Origin of the sequence: Paenibacillus senegalimassiliensis (assembly GCF_001486585.1) — a bacterium.
GTDB classification, from domain to species: domain Bacteria; phylum Bacillota; class Bacilli; order Paenibacillales; family Paenibacillaceae; genus Fontibacillus; species Fontibacillus senegalimassiliensis.
The window spans coordinates 355,836-376,073 of sequence record NZ_LN909046.1 but is presented as its reverse complement, the minus strand read 5'-3'; the positions used below and the strand labels follow the sequence as shown (position 1 = coordinate 376,073).

Genomic DNA, 20,238 nt, shown 5'->3' with positions numbered 1-20,238 from the left:
AGACCACACTTCTATAACCGAACGGCTGCACCGCTATCAAAGAAATACAGCCATTTCTCATCTATAGTAAGGCCCGTAATTTGTCCGACCGCCCTCGCGTACAGTTCAAGCTGGAAACGATACATTTCCGTCAGCGCGGCTACGCCGCCACGATGCTCCAGTACACGATCACTCTTGTAATCCAGCAAAAAGAGCTTCCCATCCACGGAGAACAAGCAGTCGACAATCCCCTGAATCAGCACGGTTTCCCCTGCCAGTTGCCGAGCTTCAAACGCTGAATCATTCGTATTCTCCGTAACCAATCCTCCTAATTGAGGCGTCGCTTCCGCTGCTGGTAAGCCGTAGCTGAACGGGAGCTCTCGCTTCACCCAATCTGCCCGGCGTAATAACTGACCGAGCGGGCTTTGCAGCAGCTCCGCAATCGCTGTCCTATCAATAGCAGCGACTTGCTCCGTAGTCATGATTTGCCGTTCAATCAGGCGATTCAAGGTGGCCTGGACGATATCTTCTGCTTCTCCCTCATCAAAGGGCAGATGCTGCATCAATGTATGGTAAGCCGTCCCTCGTTCGCTTGGGGTAAGCTTGCGCTGCTCCATGAAGCGCGGGCGGCGTAGATGGAGGGTAAGCTCAGGCTCGCCCGATGCTTCCTCTCTACTCAATTGCTGTTGCAATTCCACCTGGGCCATAGCATCATGAGCAGGCTCCTCCTGCATGGTCAGCAATGCCTTCATCTCGGTTACGGTCGTCTTCGCAGCAATACGGCTGGCAGTCTCATAAGGATAGCTCCAGCCCAACCGATCTGCTACCTGTGTACCCAACCCGGCTGTCCCAGGAGCTTGCGGCAACATAACCGATGGCTGACCGGTCAAGAACGCCTGAAGCTGCGCCGGATCAAAACCGGCATGCTCAGCGGTTGGCGCCACGGCTTCCGTCCCGCTCGTCCGCCCCGCATCACGTGAAGATAGAAAAGCGATGTGCCAGTCTGAAGGACTGTCTGCAAGTACGGAGGAAGCCATCTCTGGTAATCCCGCAAACCGGCGCAACTCAGCAGCACTCCGGTGCCGAATCAGGGACGGACCTATCCAGTCCAGATAACAACGTCCTCTCGCCAGCACATAGTCAGGCAGTTGCATATCTTCATCTTGCAGCACACTGGCCCACGATTGAATGGAGCGCAATAAACTTTTCACCGAGGACACAAGCACCAGCTTATCTTTCGGACGGGTCAATGCCACGTATAGCACCCGCATTTCTTCGGCCAGAAGCTCCATCTGCGCCCGCTTCCGAATCGCCAGATTTGGTAAAGTAGGATAGCTTACACGAGTATCCGCATCCACAAATTTGGGACCAAACCCCATTTCCTTATGCATCAAAAAGGGAGCGTTCAAGTCCTGACGATTGAACTGTCTGGACAAGCCTGCCACAAACACAACTGGGAACTCCAGTCCTTTACTCTTGTGGATGGTCATAATTCGTATCCCGTCTCCCTGCTCTCCCGCAGCGGATGCAGCCCCGAAGTCGCCCCCGTTCTCACGCAAACGATTGACGTACCGCAGGAAGCGGAACAGCCCCGGTGCAGCGGCGGACACCTCATATTGCCTTGCCCGATCCAGCAAAGCCAGCAGATTGCTCTGCCGCTGGCTTCCCCCAGGCAAGCCGCCAACCCATTCGGGGTAGCCAGTTTGCCGGTAAATATCACGTATCAGGCTGACCAGTTCGCCCTCCCTGGCCATCGTACGCCAAGCGTGTAGCTGCTCCAGAAAAGTCTGCAAGCGAATACCCAGCTTGTCCGCAGGCGCTTCGGGTAACGAGTTCAATTCCTCCTGTTCCGGTTCGCTGCCAGAATAGGCTGTTCCTCTTTCTGAACGGGCCAGCACCGCTTCATAGTATCTGCCGCTAGGAGCTGCCAGACGGATATCGGCTAGTTCTTCTTCAGAAAAATCATATAAGGGTGAGCGAAGTACCCCTGCTAGTGGAATATCCTGCAATGGATTATCAATGACTTGCAGCAAGGATAAGATCGTTTCCACTTCAGATGCCTGGAAATATCCCTGGCTCAATTCCCCGTAAGCGGGAATCCCCATAAGCCGCAGTTCCTCAATAATTGCCGGAGCCCAGGTCATCGTTGATCTTAGCAAAATGACCATGTCCCGGTAGGCCACCGGACGCATGACTTCGGCTTGCTTGTCATAAATATGCAAGGGCTCGCCGCCCTCACCCAGCATCCCGCGAATGCGCGAGGCTATGGCCCGTGCCTCCAGCTTCACCGCCTCAAGCAAGGCAGTCTCATCCTCACTGTCAGCCCCCGAGCCTTCCTCATCAGCATAATCACTGCTGCTCCCGGCATCCCGGCCTTCTTCACCAGTGCCACCCGTATCCCGATCCACCAGCAGTAATTCTGGACGGTAATCCTCTGTCGTGTTTGGCAGGAAGCCTTCCCCATATACCAGTTCCGCCCGGGCATCGTAAGAGATTTCCGCCACACTTTCATTCATGATTTGACGGAATAACAAATTAACCGCATCCACCACTTCACGGCGGCTGCGGAAGTTCCGAGCCAGGTCGATACGTAGTCCTTCACCAGCAAAATCTTCACCGTAAGTCTGATATTTTGCCTGAAACAAGCCTGGCTCGGCCAAGCGAAACCGATAAATGCTTTGCTTCACATCGCCAACCATAAAGCGGTTCCCCGGACCGGTTCGGGAAATCAGACGTACGATATTTTCCTGCACAGTGTTCGTATCCTGATATTCATCGAGCAGTACCTCTTCAAACTGCTGCCGGTATTCCATAGCCGCATCGGATGGCCGCAGCTCGCCAGGAACGGAATCGGGATGACGCAGAATTTTCAGACAATAGTGCTCCAGGTCGGAGAAATCCAGCCAACCCTTCGCCGCCTTGTGCAGGCGATACCGTTCTCCAAACTCAATAACGAGTGCAGACAAGCTCGTAAGTAACGGAGCCATCGCATGCATCTCCTGCAAGAATACCTCCGCAGGCCGACTGTACAATTGAACCCGCAAATCCGCTACGGTCTTCTTCGCTTCTTCGCGCATCGCTTTGACCCTCTCTTGCATCTCCGGATCGGTCTGATCCTTCTTGCAAGGCTTCAGCTTGCCAAACTGCGCCGCTTGAAACTCCGTGTATAGGGAAGTCCAGGACCCCGCATGAACGGCATCCCGGAGTGTTTGCACCATTTGCATATCTTGTTCCAGCGTTATGGCATAGGGTTCCGGCCCTCCTGGTGATAGAGCTACCAGTTTCGCTTGAGAGAGCAGGCTATATGCCCCATTCAGGGACAAGGCTGTATCTGCCAGGATACCAGCTACCCATCCGCTCTGCTCCAGGGCAGAGACATCAGGCAGCATAAAAGCCTCTGCCGACTGGCGAAGCCAGTCCTCTGGCCATGGATGGCTGCGAGCAAAATCATACAGACGCTGAATCAGCGCAAACACGGCTTCATCGCTCCGCTCTCCTCCAAACAGATCGACCAGAGCCCAGAAGGGACTGTCTGCCGGCTCGCCACCGTATTTGTCCTCCAGCAATTGTTCAAGCACCTCTTGACGCAGCAAGGCCGTTTCATTCTCGGCTGCGATGCGGAAGCCCGGATCGAGAGGAATGAGAGTATAGTAACGCTGAATAACCTCCATACAGAACGAATGAAGTGTAGTAATCGAAGCCCGGCCCAACATGGCCAATTGACGACTTACATATTCATCACCTGGGTCCTTGGAAAGCTCCTTCTCCAGCGCCTCCGTAATCCGCCCTCGCATCTCGGCAGCGGCTGCTTTGGTGAACGTAGCCACGAGCAACCGATCTACGCTTAGCGGCCGCTCGCGGTCCGTCAATTTGCGGATAATGCGCTCAACCAATACAGCGGTTTTGCCCGAGCCTGCCGCAGCGGCCACCAGCATGTCTCCCCCAGATAAAGCAATAGCGCGCCACTGGTCGTCACTCCAATAGCTGCCCTGAGGTTTTGGTTTCATCGTCATGCTCATGATGGATTGGTCTCCTTTCCGTCATCTTCACCAAGAAGTTGCCATATTTCCTGTTTGCCGGGTTTGTTCAACACGTGGTACGAGCTGCCCTCAAGCGATTCTTCAAAGCGGCATACCGGCTTGTAGGGACAGAAGGCGCAAGCTGTCTCCAGCCCCAAGCGATAAGGAGCTATTTGTACATCGCCATCTGTGATACGCGTACCGATATCAGCAATCGTATGGCGCACCGTAGTAAGCAATGTCTTCCACTGCTCAGGCGTGGCTACCGATGCGCTGCTATAAAAGCCGCCATCGGCCTTAATAGCCACGGGTAAAATTTCTGAATGGCCCTTCTCCAGGCTGCTGTCCATCTTGGCAATGACCTCACGGTCCGCAAGAAGCAGCCCCTTCATTTTGAAGCGCTTCAGCAGCTCCTGCCGGGCTTGTTCAGAGCTCATCCCGTTGCTGCTTTGCAGTAGCGGATTGTGCACGTGAAAATACAATGTTCCCGCCGGCAAGGCACTTTCGCCCAGCCATTCCTCTGCCGAGGAAACAAGCACGTCCAGGTACGTCAGCATTTGCAAGGACAGACCGTAATAGACCTCATGCAACTTGAGATCAGTCTGGCTTGATTTATAGTCAATAACCCGCAGGAGCAAGCCATCTTCGCCCTCGGCCACATCCACTCGGTCAATCCGGCCTACAATCTCCATTACGCAACCGTTAGGCAGCTCAAAGATCAGTGGCGGCAGCGGACGGCCCGGCCCAAAATCCAATTCGAGGCCAATGGGTTCAAAGCTACCGCGACGCGCCTGCTCACCGAGAATCAACGAGGCCCGGCCCACGATATTTTTCAGCTTGCGAGAGATGTAGCCATAACGCTTGGAGCTCAGCAATATTTCCCCTTGCAGCTTTGGAGCCAAATCATCCACCGCCGCATCGGCTTCACGCAGCACTTCCTCCGGAGTCAGACTTCCCCAACTGAGGTTCTGCTCCCGAAAGTTAATGGCCATCTGGCTAAGTGCAGCATGGAACAGTTGACCGATATCCGGCGCCTTCAGCCGGTATAGCTGTCTTTCCTTCAGCTTCAAGCCATGGGAAGCAAAATGCGCGAACGGGCAGGCCGAAAATTGCTCCATGCGCGATACACTGGTACGTAGCCGTTTGCCATATAGCTTGCGACTCGTAGCCGGGGTAAGCCCACGCACCCGGTTGCGGTAATTCAGCGAACCTACCAGTCGTACCGCCCGGCTCTCCCACTCGGGCTTATCCTTGTACCACTCCAGCACATGCCACCATAGCGGCGATATCGATTCGCCTGATCTCCAGCGGCGTAGTTGCCTGATCAAGGTAGCCAGGGCAGGCCCAGGCTTGGCAACAAAGGCAAGCTCCTCCTTATCTGTTCCCCCAAAGGGAGAAGAGCCTATCATCTGCTCCTTTACAGCAGAAAGTGGGAAAATCCGCTTTACCTGCCGAATCACTTCCGACGGCAGCAAGGCTCCACCTTCTCCATCAGATATCGCGTAGCTCAGCCAAAGAGAGTCACTAGCTCCCGTCAGCGCTCCGTAGATCAGGAAGCGCTCATCCAGCAGATCCCGTGTCAGTCCCGGAGCCAGCTCCAGGCCAACTTCGGACAGCCGCTGCTTCTCCTGCTCGCTGAGCAGACCTTCCTCCTGAAGCCCGGCTGGCATCACCCCTTCATTAATGCCCAGAAGGAATAAATGCTTGATGCTTCCTGACCGCGTGCGGTCCGTGCTACCGACCAGCACCTGGTCCAGCGAAGGCGGTACAAGTGCCAGCTTGAGTCCCTTCATGCCTGTCTCCAGCACTCCGGCGAATAGCTCCGGCTCCAGACGCTCGTCCCCCATCATTTCTGCGATCTGATCGAGCAAGTCAAGTACCGATCCCCACAACTGGCGGTGTTCCATCGCCTGACGTGGTTGTCCGCTTTGGAGCAACCGATGCGCCAGAAGGTCAAGATGCTGAGCCGCTTCCGCATCTACCAGGAGCTGATATACCGCCGCACACATCTCGGTGGCTGTAGCAGCCTGCTTCAACCGCTTCTCAAACTCGTATAGCGGGGCGACCACCGTAGATCGGCAGCGTTCCAGCAAATCCAGCTGCTCCTGTGCCTTGCCGGAAGCCGCCGCCTCTCCCTGCTCCAGTGACAGGCTTGGAGCCCCCTTCCAGGGCCGTCCATCGAACCAGCGATAGCCTTGAATACCACTGGCAAGCACATAATTCTCCAGGACGTCCATATCCTCACGAGTAAGGCTGCCATCCAGGGGCAGTAGAAATTCACTCTTGATGCAACGGAATACGTCATCATATTTCCAGAAGCCCAGCACAACATCCAAAGCCGAGCGAATAAATTCAATAAGCGGGTGATGCAGCATGCTCGTTTTTTGGTCGAGAAAAAAGGGAACTTCGTATTCTTCCATCATCGGCGCAATCAGTTGATCATAATCCTCAAGGCGGCGCACCAGCAGACCCATCTCCCGCCAGCGTACCCCTTCTTCCCGCGCCAGACGAACCATTTCCCGTACCGCCCCTTCCACTTCAGCACGGCGGCCGTCGGCCCGGTGAATGGATAATGCGCGGCTCAAGTCCTTTGGCGGCTCCGCATGACCCCACGGGGTTCGCCGCTCATAGGCGGATTCCAGGAACTCCAGCGTCTCGCTGCGCTGAAACCGGGGGTATGGACGCTGATCCAGCAATTCCGCTGCAGCAACATCAATTCCTGCTTCCTGCGCCAACTGGCGTAGCTTCACATAAGCCGCCGCAGGAGTATGGAACAAATTCAACTCCTGAGGTAAGTTGCCATCATCATAGGGACGATCCAAAGTCAGCGATACCGTTACCGAAGCCGAAGCCTTCAGCAGGGCAACGATGGCCGTGTATTCCTGAGGTGTAAAGGTATGGAAACCATCAATCCAGATTTTAGCTCCGCGTAAATAGGCCGATTCCGGCGCTCCCTGAGCCAACTTAACGACATGATCCTCATTGTCGATGTACAGCTTGGACAATTCCATATCGAATTCGGCGAACAGGAGGGCCAGGTCATGCATTTTATCTATAAGTAACGGTGATTCGTCCACCCGGCTTTCAAGAACAGTCTCAAACCCGGATAAATCGGCAAAATCCACGTTGTATTTCTTCATCTCCGTATATAAACCAGCGATTCGTTCAATAAGGCCAAACTGGTCGCCACCTTGTCCAAACAACCTCAGGTTATCACGGTGCCTCCGCAGCAGCTTGTACAGTAGCATTTTCTTGCCTTCATCATGAATAGGCACGAGCGCCGAACCGCCAGTCTCCTGCATAACACGCAACGCCAAACGACGAAAACCCAGCACCTGTGTACGCACGGTTCCAGGCAAGCCAGAGGCTCCGGCAATTTGCTGCTCAATTTGGAAGGTACCTTGCTCCGGTGTCAAAATAATAAGCGGTGGACCGGTCGGGTCCGCTTTAAGCTCCTCCGCTACCCGGGACAGAATCAAGCTGCTTTTGCCACTGCCAGCGCGGCCAATTATGAAATGTAAGGACATGGAATAACCTCCTGCAACGGACAATTCTTTCGTTCCCAGTATAGCACAGATGCGATCAAACATTCGCATCCCTTACAATGGCTGATCTCATCCAAAAAAAGCCCGTCCCGCATTCATTCTCGCGAGGACGGACCCTTTGCAGCCATATATCAATAAGCGTTCTTACTGCGAACTTCGAAGATAGCAAACTTCAAATAATGTCCTTCGTCTACCCCCAGAATTTGCGGATGGTCTTTTCCGGCGGCCCGCCATTCCACAAGTCGAAGCACTTTGCCGGCATCCTCGGCCGCATCCAGAATGGTCTCCAGGAACAAGTCGGGACGCATGTGATAGGAGCAACTGGCCGTGACCAGATAGCCTCCCTCATTTACCAGCTTCATCCCATGAAGATTAATATCCTTGTAGCCGCGAACCGCTCCTTTGACTGCCGTCTTCGTCTTCGCGAAGGCTGGAGGATCAAGAATGACAACATCCCAGGTCTGCCCTCCTCCAGCCGTCAATGGTACGGAGGTATCTACCTTGGATGTACCTGCTGCTCTAAGCTGGCGTTCTTCCACGCCCTTGACTTGACTCCGTAAATACTCAAAGGCATCCGCCACAACGAACTCCACGCGATCGGTAAAATCATTCAACTCCACATTGCGCTTGGCACTTTCAATGGCATGTTCGGAAATATCCAGGCAAGTGACCTTCTTGGCCCCATACTCACAGGCGTGCAGTGTAAAGCTTCCTGTATGCGAGAAGCATTCCAGCACCGTGGCGCCGTCCCAATATGGGAAGCCTACTTCTTTGCCCTTACGGTTCACAGGTACATGCCTTACCTCGCCCTGCTCGTTAGCGATCTCTTGCAGTGTAATGCCACTTCTGGCCCCCCAACCGGTCATAAGCGGCCGTATGGAGGCCCGATTCTCTCTTTGATCGAAGAAATACCCCGTCTTCTGCCCTTGCTCTATATCCACCTCGATCTGCAATCCGTTCTCCGTTACAGTTACATAGCGGGGAGGTTCACCATAAATGGCACCCTTCACCTGTTCCAGCCCTTCCATTTGCCTTACAGAGACATCACTGCGCTCATAAATCCCCACCGGCCGCAGCACCTCGGTAAGCGCGGTGACAATTTGCTCACGGCAACGGTCCATGCCCAAGGTCAGCAATTGCACCACCAGTACATCACCAAATTTGTCTACAATCAGTCCGGGCAGAAAGTCAGCCTCCCCATAGACAAGCCGGTAGGAAGATTCATTGACGAAACGTTCCCGGTGCTTGAGACATTCGGTAAAGCGGCGGACAAAAAAGGACGTATCCATCTCCGTTAATGGCGTATAGGATACGACCCGTACCGTAATCTGCGAGGCCGGATTATAGTATCCCGTTGCCAGATAACGCCGCCGATGATCCATAATCTCGACAAGTCCACCAGGTACAGGCTCCCCCTCTACCGTCTCAATCTCATTTTTGAATACCCAGGGATGTCCCTTCTCCAATCGTTTCTTCCGGCTGCGCTGCAATACGACCGTTGCCATTCATCACTCACTCCTAAACAAGATTGTAAATTCGGATAACTATTAGAGGTTGTTCAAAAAATCGTCTTCCCAGAACGAAGCAATTCGAGGAGTAAATTCGGGCGTCGAATCTTGAATTCAGCCGGGCCTTCCGTTGCTCACGTAGATCTGTCTACGCTCCGCTACTCAGTCCCTGACTTCATCCAACCTTCTTGGTCCTGCTAACCCGACTTTTTGAACTCGCACTATTATAGCTATTTCTTCATGCGGGACGACTCAGGTATGATCGTTGTCCCGGCATCATATATGTAACTTGTACACATTTTCAAGGAAAGGGGGCCGCGCTGCCATGTTTCAGGAAATCTGGTTGCCCGTGACATGGGGTCTGGTCCTATTCCTGCTTGGCATGAAAATCATGGAATCTGCTCTGCATGCCTGGGCTGGTCCCAAGCTGATCGCCTTCCTGCACCGGACGACTCGCACTCCCTGGACCGGACTTGTCTCCGGTACGTTGATTACGGCCCTGCTTCAGAGCAGCACCGCCGTCACGGTGATGACCATTGGACTTGTCAACGCCGGGCTCCTCTCCTATGCTCGTACACTAGGGATTATTCTTGGGGGCAACATCGGCACCTGTCTGACAACAGAGCTCATCGCCTTGAACCTGACACGCCACGGTGCTCCCATGCTGATTATATCGCTAATATTGTGGGCGGCAGCCGTGCTTGCCGAGGACATGTTGCCCTCCTACCTCAAGCGCAAGCTTCCATTTCTGCTGCCTTTACAATATGGGGCTTTGGCCGGCGCTGGCTTCAGCCTGGTTATGGTTGCAATCCGCATGATGCAATCCATTGGTCCCGCGCTGGAGGAACGAGGTATCATTTCCTGGCTGCTAACGCATGCCACTGGCAATGTACTCTGGGGTGCGCTGGCAGGGGCCATACTTACAGCCATCATCCACAGCAGCGCAGCCGTTGTCGCCATGACCATGGGACTTGCAGCCGGCGGCGTGTTGCCGATCGAGTTCGGCATCGCCATCGTGATCGGCTCCAATGTAGGCACCTGCCTCACCGCCTTGATTGCGGCGATCGGAGGAACCCGGTCCGGCCGGTTTGTTGCCTGGTCACACGTCATCTTGAATGTGCTTGGAGCCATCTTGTTCCTTCCACTGATACCTCTATTGGAAACGGCGGCTAGCTGGCTGACCAGTGATCTTGCAGCACAAATTGCTCACACGCAGACCATCTTCAATGTCGTCTGCTCCCTGCTTGCCTTACCCATTTGCTATCTGCCCATTTGGTCCAGACTAGATTCCCCTCGTCAAGGCTCCCCCAAGTTTGGCCCCGGTAACGCCCATCAGACCTGAGGTTCGATGCCCAGTAGCCTTAACGCCTTCTCCAAAATAAAGTCATTGTTGTCGTACCCTGCCTTACATTGCTGGCGCCACGCCTCCTGCGGCTCGTACCAGGACACACTACGAATCTCTTCTAGTTGAGGGCACAAGGCACCGCTTTGCCACTTCACGAGGTAATAATGCACTTCCTTATCTACACTGCCAAGCTGAGGATGGTGATAAGTATAAGGGATGATATCGATCAGTTCATCGATTTTGCCTACGATACCGGTCTCCTCCAATATTTCGCGAAGCGCTGTCTGCTCTACGGTTTCTCCCGCTTCCTGCTTTCCTTTCGGGAACGAAATTTTCCCATATCGGTCGGTAATGAGCTGAACTTGCATCCGGTTATTCTCGATGCGATAGACAACGCCCCCCGCAGAGATTTCTTTGAATGACATTCTGGCTGTACCTCCTTCAGTAGTAAGAACGCTGGCTGGGCGTAAAAAGCATCAACATATATGTAACAACAAGGATTTCAGCTTGGGCTGAAATCCTTGTCATGCCCGGGGAAGCGGGCAAACCTTATTAAGCCAAGGCTTCAGTAGCCTTGTCCAGAACACGGACAAGTTCGCCTTCACTTGTATTAATATCTGCCTTGGTCAGCTTGACCCGGCATATTTTCCCGGTCAATGCAGAAGTTCCCGGGAATCGAACCTGCAAGTAATTATCGCTAAAACCAGTCACAAGGCCATCGCCCGAAGTCCCCTTTTCATCATTCTCGGGGATAACGTCGAGTACCTGACCCACAAATTGCTCGGCATAGGCTAGTTGCATTTGCTCTGACAAATCGATCAATTCATGCACACGGGCATGCTTGACCTCTTCATCCACCTGATCCTCCATCCGGGCTGCGGGCGTGCCGGTCCGCTTGGAATAAGGGAACACGTGCATCTCGGAGAAGCCGATACGCTTAATGGCTTCAAAGCCCTCACGGAATAACTCGTCAGTCTCTCCAGGGAAGCCAACAATAACATCGGTTGTGATGGCTACATCCGGCATGAACTTGCGAATCATGGCTATTTTCTGTTCAAATTCCTCTATGGTATATTTTCTTCTCATCCGTTTGAGCACTTCATTGCTGCCAGCTTGCAGCGGAATATGAAAATGACGGCACATCTTGGCAGAGCCCTTCAGCACCTCAAGCATACGTTCGTCAATTTGGCTAGCTTCAATAGAACTGATACGGATGCGACCCAGTCCTTCTACCTTGTCCAATTCCCACAGCAGGTCTGCTAGACGGTAATTCTCCAAGTCATCCCCATACCCGCCAGTGTGAATACCCGTCAGCACGATCTCTTTATATCCAGCAGCCACCAACTGACGCGCTTGCTTCACAACGCTCTGCGGCTCCCGGCTACGGGATAGGCCCCGTGACCAAGGAATGATGCAGAAAGTGCAAAAGTTGTTGCAGCCCTCCTGAATTTTGAGGAACGCACGGGTATGGTCAGCAAAATCCGGCACATCCAGTTCCTCAAACTCGCGCGTCTTCATAATATTGCGCACAGCATTAATCGGCTTACGCTGATCTTGAATTTCTTTAACATAAGGAATAATCTTCTCACGGTCCTGAGTCCCGATGACAAGGTCAACACCGGGAATATCAAGGATTTCCGCCGGGGAGGTTTGTGCGTAACAGCCTGTCACCGCTACGATGGCATCCGGGTTGCGACGCACGGCACGTCGAATAATCTGGCGGCTCTTTTTATCCCCCGTATTGGTTACAGTACAAGTATTAATCAGATAGACATCCGCAGCAGACTGCTCAAAATCCACCTGCTCATAACCTTCATTTTTAAATAATTGCCAAATGGCTTCGGTATCATAGAAATTCACTTTACAGCCCAAGGTGTAAAAAGCGACTTTTGGCATCGCTTATCCCCCCATTTCTCCAGATTCATACATGATGCAAGTTAGTGCAGCCATCGCTGCTGTCTCCGTGCGTAGAATACGCCGGCCCAAACCAACAGATTTGGCCCCGGCAGCCTCCGCTGCCTGAACCTCTTCTTCGCTAAAACCGCCCTCTGGACCCACTACAACAACGATATTGTAAGTTTGTTCAGTATCCAGTTCCGCTACCAGCGGCCTCAAGACCTCCCGTAAGGCGCGGCCATCCTCTTTCTCATAACATAAGCATACCAAATCATACCCTTTGAATGCAGCAAGCAGCTCATTCCATTTTACGGGCCCCTCTACCCGAGGGATTTTACTGCGATGCGCCTGTTCTGCCGCTTCCTTGGCGATTTTCTGCCAGCGACTGAGACGTTTCTCTTCCTTCTTGCTATCGTACTGCACTACCGTTCGTGCCGAAAGAAACGGAAGAAAACGCGAGGCGCCAATTTCCGTGCATTTCTGGATGACGATCTCCATCTTGTCACCCTTTGGCAAGCTTTGCGCTACTGTCACTTGCAGCCAAGGCTCGCCTGAGGAAGGCAAGACATCCAGAATCTCTGCCGTAACTTCATGAGATTCTATCGTCTTAATTTCTACCAGGACCTCACGGGACACGCCATCGCTTACTATTAATTTATCTCCCGGTTTGGAACGCATGACTCGCCCGATATGACGGGCATCCTCGCCGTTGATGATTACATTTTGCCCGTCAAATTGTTCCGGTTCCACAAAGTATCGCTGCATCTTCATCCACCCTTACTCTACAATGTTTAGTCCTACGAATAGCCCCCGAACAGAATCAGGAAAAAATGGGCAAATTGAAAATACATCGTCTGGGCCGCTTGGTACAACGGCGTGATGGTGTACGCTCGCAATACAGGAATAAACAAGATCAGCAGGAAAATCAGCATCGACCATGTCTCATATTGATGCAATCTGCCCTGCACCGAACGCGGTGCTAAATCCTCTAACAACCGATAGCCGTCAAGAGGAGGCAATGGAATAAGATTGAACAAGAACAAGAAAAAGTTCAGAACCGTAAACAGATTAAAGAAAATTAAAATCGCTTGCAGCAATCTTTCATTGCTTATACTATCAAGCACACCAAACCTGGCCAGCATCACATAGATCAACGTCCCAAGAACACCCAGCAGCAAGTTGCTGAGCGGACCAGCTACCGATACAATAGCCCCCATCAAGCGGGGATTGCTGAAATTCTCACGATTGACAGGAACCGGACGAGCCCAGCCAAAACCGGCAATTAGCAGCAGTACAATCCCAAAAAAGTCAAAGTGCACAACGGGGTTCAAGGTTACTCGGCCCAGCAGCTTGGCCGTAGGATCTCCAAATTTATTGGCAAAATACGCATGGGAGAATTCATGCAGTGTGAAGGCAATGACCAGAGTAATCAGGTAAAAAGGAAGCTCGTGCAACGGGACCTGCAATATGCGATCCAAAAAATCCATGGCTGGTTACCTCTTTCTCGCCACAAAAGCTACCCAATCTTCTTCCCGGGCGGTCTGTTCCAATTCAAAACCCGCGGCAATTAGCGCTTCTTCTACGGCTTGTTCCTTATTTTTATAAATGCCGGAGGCAATATAATAGCCCCCAGGCGTCAGAGCTTGGTATACATCATCAATAAAGAGCAAAATAATTTCGGCCAAAATATTGGCAACTACGACGCGAACCGGCAACTGTACCGTAACGCTTGCACTACCTTCTCCCTTAATGACAGACAACAAATCGCTTTCTACAACCTGAATATGTTCTTCCAGCTTGTTCAGCCGGGTGTTCTCCGTGGCACTGGATACAGCTACAGGGTCCAGGTCCAGCGCAAGCACTCGTGATGCTCCCAAGCGACAGGCACCAATTGCCAAAATACCGGAACCTGTACCCACGTCAATCACTTCGTCTCCCTCACGAATGACGCTCTCCAACGTGCGCAAGCAAAGGGAGGTCGTAGGGTGAGCGCCTGTCCCAAAGGCCATTCCCGGATCAAGCTCGATGATTTGCTCACCTGCTTCGGGGGTATAATCCTCCCAAGTTGGCTTAATGGTCAGCCGTTCCGACACGCGTAGCGGCTTGAAATATTGCTTCCAGTTGTTCGCCCAGTCATCTTCGCTGACATCGCGAACGGAGATTTCTGCAGCCCCAGGGTCAATATCATATCCCTTAAGCTCTTCGATCCGGTTGCGTACCTCTTGAACGACCTCTTCAATGTTAAGTCCTTCCGGGAAGTAGCCGCTAATTTTGGCCTCTCCTTCGGGAATATCGTTTGGCGGAATTTCGAACCATTGTCCAAGCGAGGTATCCCGCGGTTTATTGTTATCGACATGTTCCTCGATGGTGACTCCACCTGCTCCCGCTTCATGCAGGAAATTCGAAATCATTTCGACGGCTTCTTCCGTTGTATGTATAGTTATTTCTTTCCAAATCATTGTATGTTTTTCCTCCTTGACTTACATGCATAAGATTTATTGTACTATAGAATGAAGATAGTGACAAAGCAAGGCGGAGGCAACCGGGACTCCGGTTCCTCCGCCTTATATTAGTCAGCTACAGCTTCAACCGCTCGCGCTTCTGTGCTTCCGTCCGCTCGTCACGCTCCAGCGTCTCCCAATCCTCATAATTCGCAAGATCTTCCAGAGCTTCAGGGTCCCTGTCATAATCTGCAAACGGCTTGTCCAGGTTAGTCTCCACCTGGCGATTACGTCGTTCCTCACGGCTCATACTGCTCCCCTCCTTCCGATCAGTATTTATACCATGCCCCCAGCTTCCTCAATAATACGAAGGGCTTGAGGATGAATCGCATCACGCACGACTACCGTGAGTAAAATATCACGCCCGTTTGGGCCACCCTCCCCACCATGACTGAGTCCGCTTACGGCCGAATCCATTGTCTCCACAATTCCAGCCGTAAAATGGGTAATTCCGGCTGAATTCCCCGCCTCGGCATCGTACCGCCGAAAACGGTCAATAGACAAATCTGCTACCCTCAGAGTGCTCAATTTACGGGCAACGCCCTCCGCTTCCTCCGGGCTTTTGAAATAAGCGAGTATGTTCTTTTCGGTCACGCTAACCTCCCTGCCTTCCTTGGGGCTTCATGGGACTGCGTACAGTACAGTCCGCTACGTTGATAGGATGCAGCCTGTGCAGTACCTTTATACTTTATGAACTCACACTTTATATTTTATTTAAAATTTGAAACTTACCTAGAACTTACCCCGTATTACTAGCTAGGAAACAGAAGAAACTTATATTTCACAGGAGGGTTCCTACGTACCATGATGAAGAAAGTGATGTTAATTGTAATGGCTTTTACTGTACTATTTAGCTTCGTTGCTCCGGATTTAGCGGATGCCAAACGCGGAGGCTTCAAATCAGGACCGCGCAGCTATAATCCAGCTCCCAAGAAGCCTGCACAAAATGAAAATCAGAACATGACCGGGAACCGGACGGGAGCCAATACGGCAAATACGACGGCAAACCGTGGCTTTTTTAGCGGAGGCAGCTTAATGCGCGGGTTGATTGTCGGCGGCCTTGCTGGGATGTTATTCGGCAGCTTGTTTGCCAACATGGGTTTCTTTGGCAATCTATTAGGACTTGCCGTGAATTTGCTAGCTATCTATCTGTTAATTATCGCTGCCATGGCTTTGTACCGCCGCTTCAAAAAACAACCAGGTCACGACGATTACCGTCGTGGAGATAGATACTAAGCCATGATCTTGAGCATGGATGAAATTATCAATGCCGTTTGCTTGAATACGGCTGAGCGTGTTGGCGCCCGTCCGACCGATGTTCAGGTCGAGTTAAGCTGGGATGAGGATACGGGATATACCGGTGAGGTTTGGGTGAACGGGCGCAGCCGTTATCTGGTTGAAGCCAATTTGATGGAAGCTATCATGCAATATATGCACCGCGAATACGGACGCCGTATATTCCGGGACGACATTCGTCTGGAACTGAATGAAGAGATTATCGCAGTCATTCAGGATCAGGCTTAAAGTGCAGGATCAAAATATGTAAAGTCTCGCCAAACAAACAAGCGCGAGTCCAGGAATAAGATATCCCTGGACTCGCGCTTTTGTTATAGTTCGACTAATCTCCGCGAAACGCCCGTTTCATGCGGTCAAAGAAAGATTCCTCATGTTCTTGCATCTGCTCACCGTCAACAGAAGCAAATTGGCGAAGCAGTTCTTTTTGCTCTTCACTCAGCTTGCGCGGCGTAACAATCACCACTTTGATATGTTGATCGCCTTGGCCAACGCCTCTAAGCCGCGGTACACCTTTGCCTTTGAGGCGGAAATAAGTCCCGGTCTGGGTCCCAGCCGGAATTTTCAGCTTGACCTTCTCCGTCAGCGTAGGCACCTCAATCTCATCGCCTAGTGCCGCTTGAGCAAAGGTCAACGGGAATTCAAGATAGATATCATCGCCTTCCCGCTCGAAGAATTCGTGGGATTTGACGCGAATAATAATGTAGAGATCGCCAGCAGGACCGCCGCGAAGTCCACCTTCACCTTCACCAGACATCCGCAATTGAGCTCCGTCATCTACCCCCGCAGGGATGCGAACGTGAATTTTACGTTGTTTCTTCACGCTGCCGCTTCCTGCACAGGTAGGGCATTTCTCCTTAATGACTTGCCCCTTGCCGCCGCAATGGCTACATGCCCGGCGATTGACCATCCGGCCAAACGGCGTATTCTGTACAACTTCCTGTTGTCCCGAACCATGACAAACCGAACAGGTCTCCGGCTTAGTTCCCGGCTTGGCACCTGTACCAAAGCAGGTATCACAGCCTTCCGTGCGCGGAATATTAATATCCGATTCTTTGCCGAATACCGCTTCCTGGAATTCAATCGTCATCGTATATTGCAGATCATTGCCTCGCTGCGGAGCATTCGGATCACGTCTCCCCCCGCCGCCGCCAAAGAACATATCAAAAATATCGCCGAAGCCGCCAAAATCGCCGCCTCCTGAAAACCCGCCGCCTGCATTAGGATCGACATGACCGTACTGATCGTAACGCGAACGTTTCCCCGCATCGCTCAGGACATCATAGGCTTCCTTAACCTCTTTAAACTTCATTTCCGCATCCGCGGCTTTATTCACGTCCGGGTGATACTGACGAGCCAGCTTGCGGTAAGCCTTCTTGATGTCATCGTCAGAGGCATCCTTGCCCAGACCCAGCACCTCGTAGTAATCGCGTTTATCTGCCATCCTTCCACCCCCGTCTGACTAATGAGTTCTACTGCCTTCTTCAAGACAGCGTCCCCTATATCCGGCAAAAGGAAAGTCAAAGTGCGGAACAGCCCGCGCTTTGACCTTCCCAAATTACAATCTATGTGCCTGCTTCTACTTCGTGAAGCTTAACCTTATTTCTTGTCTTCGTCAACCACTTCATAATCGGCATCAACGACGTTGTCGCGGCCAGGACCACCTGCATCCGCTGCCCCGCCTTGAGCTTCCGCATCTTGTGCCGCTTGCTCATACAACTTCACGGACAACTGCTGAACGATCTCGGTCAACTTCTCGGAAGCTGCGTTGATTTGCTCCAGGTCTTCGCCTTCCAAAGCCTTCTTCAACTCTTCCTTGGCTGCATTGGCTTTATCTGTCTCAGCAGCATCTACCTTGTCACCAAGTTCCTTGATCGTTTTGTCCACGCTATAAATCAATTGGTCTCCATTGTTCTTCGCTTCAACCAATTCTTTGCGTTTCTTATCTTCATCAGCATGCAATTCAGCATCCTTCATCATGCGTTCCACTTCTTCGTCGCTCAAGCCGCTAGACGAAGTGATCGTGATTTTTTGGCTCTTGCCGGTGCCTTTGTCGGTCGCCGATACGTTAACGATCCCGTTAGCATCAATGTCAAAGGCCACTTCGATTTGCGGAACACCACGTGGTGCCAAAGGAATGTCTCCCAGCATGAAGCGTCCCAGCGTTTTATTGCCAGCCGCCATCTCACGTTCCCCTTGCAGCACATGGATCTCAACGCTTGGCTGATTGTCTGCGTAGGTAGAGAACACTTGCGATTTGCTGGTAGGAATTGTGGTATTACGCTCGATCATCTTCGTAAATACGCCACCAGCCGTTTCAATACCCAGAGACAATGGCGTAACGTCCAGCAATACGACGTCCTTCACATCCCCAGTCAATACGCCCGCTTGTACGGCTGCGCCCAACGCAACCACTTCGTCCGGGTTAACGCCTTTATGAGGCTCCTTGCCAGTCAGCTTCTTGATTGCTTCTTGTACTGCAGGAATACGGGTAGAACCCCCTACTAATACAATCTTGTTGATATCAGCAGGAGTCATGCCTGCGTCACTCAAGGCACGGCGAGTTGGGCCCAAGGTACGTTCTACCAGGTCTGCGGTCAATTCTTCAAATTTGGCACGGGTCAGGTTAAGCTCCAAATGCTGAGGAACTCCGTCAGCTACAGTAATGAACGGCAAGGAAATCGTGGTCGTCAATACACCAGACAATTCCTTTTTCGCTTTTTCCGCAGCATCCTTCAGACGTTGAACCGCAGCTTTGTCCTTACTCAGGTCAATGCCTTGGTCTTTCTTGAATTCAGCTACCAGATAATCAATAATCTTTTGGTCGAAGTCATCGCCACCCAAGCTATTGTCACCACTGGTTGCCTTTACTTCGAAGAATCCATCGCCCAATTCCAGGATGGAAACGTCAAACGTACCGCCCCCGAGGTCATATACAAGAATGGTTTGATCTTCCGACTTCTCCATACCGTATGCCAAAGCCGCAGCCGTAGGCTCGTTGACAATCCGCAATACTTCCAGACCGGCAATTTTCCCGGCATCCTTAGTTGCTTGACGCTGGCTGTCATTGAAATAAGCCGGAACCGTAATAACCGCTTGAGTTACCGGTTGGCCCAGATAAGCTTCTGCATCACTTTTCAGCTTCTGCAAAATAATTGCCGAAATTTCTTGCGGAGTATATTCCTTACTATCAATCGACTCTTTGTGATTGGATCCCATATGTCTCTTGATGGAACTGATTGTGCGGTCCGGGTTAGTGATAGCTTGGCGTTTGGCCGTCTCTCCGACTACCCGTTCTCCGTCTTTCTTAAACCCTACTACGGAAGGGGTTGTACGTGCTCCTTCCGGGTTAGGAATGACTACCGCCTCGCCGCCTTCCATCACGGCAACGCAGGAGTTAGTGGTTCCAAGGTCGATTCCGATTACTTTGCTCATTTGCTTATGTCCTCCTTAAAATGGGTTGCTTATCCCTATAGATATCTGTGTAATTAACCGCTAACCTTAACCATGGCAGGGCGCAGTACCTTATCCTTCAGCAAGTAGCCCTTCTGAACCTCTTCTACAACAATGCCTTCCTCGTGTTCCTCGGACTCGACCTGCATAATGGCTTGATGGAACTCCGGATTAAACGGTTGTCCTACGGCCTCCATGGCAGTAAGTCCTTCTGCACTCAGTACACCTTCAAGCTGGCGGAATATCATTTCCACGCCCTTCACATAGGAAGCAGACTCGGGATGATCTCCTGCTGTACTCAGCGCTCTTTGAAAATTATCGATAACGGGCAACAGCTCGGTAATCAGCTTCGCAGAAGCGTATTTTCCCAGTTCTTCCTTCTCCTTAAGAGTACGGCGCCGGAAATTATCAAAATCTGCCTGCGTCCGAAGCAAACGCTGTTGTCCTTCTTCATTATCGGCACGAAGCTTCTCTACTTCAGCAGACAAGTCCACCGTATCGGCCACTTGATCCTGGCTTGTCGTCTCCTGACTGCCTGTTTCTTCTTGCCTCACATCCTCATCGGAAGATTGGCGCAAATCCTCTTGTACATTATCATTCATGTTCAATTCGTCCTCTTCACTGTGATTGATGTTGTCTTGAATCGGCTGTGATTCCTTCAAGATGTTCACCTCCTTAAAGCACATGCGGCTAAACTTC

General features: G+C 51.9%; 16 protein-coding genes. 3 read left to right on the top strand and 13 right to left on the bottom strand.

The window, feature by feature from the left end:
• Positions 1-11 precede the first annotated feature (11 nt).
• From addA to BN3279_RS15690, 3 genes are all read right to left on the bottom strand, one after another.
• Entirely contained in the window at positions 12-3,998 is a 3,987-nt protein-coding gene (addA, locus tag BN3279_RS15700) for a helicase-exonuclease AddAB subunit AddA (RefSeq protein ID WP_059052123.1), read from the bottom strand.
• Complete coding sequence (addB, locus tag BN3279_RS15695; RefSeq protein ID WP_059052122.1) at positions 3,995-7,525, bottom strand: helicase-exonuclease AddAB subunit AddB; 3,531 nt, start codon at positions 7,523-7,525, stop codon at positions 3,995-3,997. The genes addA and addB overlap by 4 nt, the downstream gene beginning before the upstream one ends.
• Before the next feature lie 149 nt (positions 7,526-7,674).
• Positions 7,675-9,048 (bottom strand): class I SAM-dependent rRNA methyltransferase, encoded by a 1,374-nt coding sequence (locus tag BN3279_RS15690; protein WP_059052121.1) that lies wholly within the window; start codon positions 9,046-9,048, stop codon positions 7,675-7,677.
• Between the two features lie 328 nt (positions 9,049-9,376).
• On the opposite strand from BN3279_RS15690, the gene BN3279_RS15685 reads away from it, so the two are divergent.
• Positions 9,377-10,393: a Na/Pi cotransporter family protein gene (locus BN3279_RS15685; RefSeq protein ID WP_059052120.1), complete on the top strand. Its 1,017-nt coding sequence runs from the start codon at positions 9,377-9,379 to the stop codon at positions 10,391-10,393.
• On the opposite strand, the gene BN3279_RS15680 is transcribed toward BN3279_RS15685, so the two are convergent.
• The 7 genes from BN3279_RS15680 to BN3279_RS15655 form a co-directional block, all read right to left on the bottom strand.
• A complete protein-coding gene (locus BN3279_RS15680; RefSeq protein ID WP_059052119.1) occupies positions 10,384-10,821 on the bottom strand; it encodes an NUDIX hydrolase in 438 nt (145 codons plus the stop codon). The genes BN3279_RS15685 and BN3279_RS15680 overlap by 10 nt on opposite strands.
• A gap of 127 nt (positions 10,822-10,948) precedes the next feature.
• Positions 10,949-12,292, bottom strand: coding sequence for a tRNA (N(6)-L-threonylcarbamoyladenosine(37)-C(2))-methylthiotransferase MtaB (mtaB, locus tag BN3279_RS15675; RefSeq protein WP_059052118.1), 1,344 nt, complete (start codon positions 12,290-12,292; stop codon positions 10,949-10,951).
• A gap of 3 nt (positions 12,293-12,295) precedes the next feature.
• Positions 12,296-13,057: a 16S rRNA (uracil(1498)-N(3))-methyltransferase gene (locus BN3279_RS15670; protein WP_059052117.1), complete on the bottom strand. Its 762-nt coding sequence runs from the start codon at positions 13,055-13,057 to the stop codon at positions 12,296-12,298.
• Positions 13,058-13,089: 32 nt separating this feature from the next.
• The gene (locus BN3279_RS15665; protein WP_059052116.1) at positions 13,090-13,779 is read right to left on the bottom strand and encodes a site-2 protease family protein; all 690 of its coding nucleotides are present in this window, start codon (positions 13,777-13,779) and stop codon (positions 13,090-13,092) included.
• A 6-nt stretch (positions 13,780-13,785) separates the two neighbouring features.
• Complete coding sequence (gene prmA, locus BN3279_RS15660; protein WP_059052115.1) at positions 13,786-14,751, bottom strand: 50S ribosomal protein L11 methyltransferase; 966 nt, start codon at positions 14,749-14,751, stop codon at positions 13,786-13,788.
• A gap of 118 nt (positions 14,752-14,869) precedes the next feature.
• The gene (locus BN3279_RS23825; protein ID WP_157686459.1) at positions 14,870-15,043 is read right to left on the bottom strand and encodes a hypothetical protein; all 174 of its coding nucleotides are present in this window, start codon (positions 15,041-15,043) and stop codon (positions 14,870-14,872) included.
• Positions 15,044-15,069: 26 nt separating this feature from the next.
• Entirely contained in the window at positions 15,070-15,387 is a 318-nt protein-coding gene (locus tag BN3279_RS15655; RefSeq protein WP_059052114.1) for a hypothetical protein, read from the bottom strand.
• A gap of 210 nt (positions 15,388-15,597) precedes the next feature.
• Here BN3279_RS15655 and BN3279_RS15650 point away from each other — a divergent pair, with 210 nt between their 5' ends.
• Entirely contained in the window at positions 15,598-16,029 is a 432-nt protein-coding gene (locus BN3279_RS15650) for a hypothetical protein (protein ID WP_059052113.1), read from the top strand.
• A 3-nt stretch (positions 16,030-16,032) separates the two neighbouring features.
• On the top strand, positions 16,033-16,317 hold the full coding sequence (locus tag BN3279_RS15645) for a YxcD family protein (RefSeq protein ID WP_059052112.1): 285 nt from the start codon (positions 16,033-16,035) through the stop codon (positions 16,315-16,317).
• 94 nt (positions 16,318-16,411) lie between these two features.
• On the opposite strand, the gene dnaJ is transcribed toward BN3279_RS15645, so the two are convergent.
• From dnaJ to grpE, 3 genes are all read right to left on the bottom strand, one after another.
• Entirely contained in the window at positions 16,412-17,530 is a 1,119-nt protein-coding gene (dnaJ, locus tag BN3279_RS15640; RefSeq protein WP_059052111.1) for a molecular chaperone DnaJ, read from the bottom strand.
• Between the two features lie 155 nt (positions 17,531-17,685).
• Positions 17,686-19,521 (bottom strand): molecular chaperone DnaK, encoded by a 1,836-nt coding sequence (gene dnaK / locus BN3279_RS15635; protein ID WP_059052110.1) that lies wholly within the window; start codon positions 19,519-19,521, stop codon positions 17,686-17,688.
• Between the two features lie 53 nt (positions 19,522-19,574).
• A complete protein-coding gene (grpE, locus tag BN3279_RS15630; protein ID WP_232436870.1) occupies positions 19,575-20,201 on the bottom strand; it encodes a nucleotide exchange factor GrpE in 627 nt (208 codons plus the stop codon).
• Positions 20,202-20,238 lie beyond the last annotated feature (37 nt).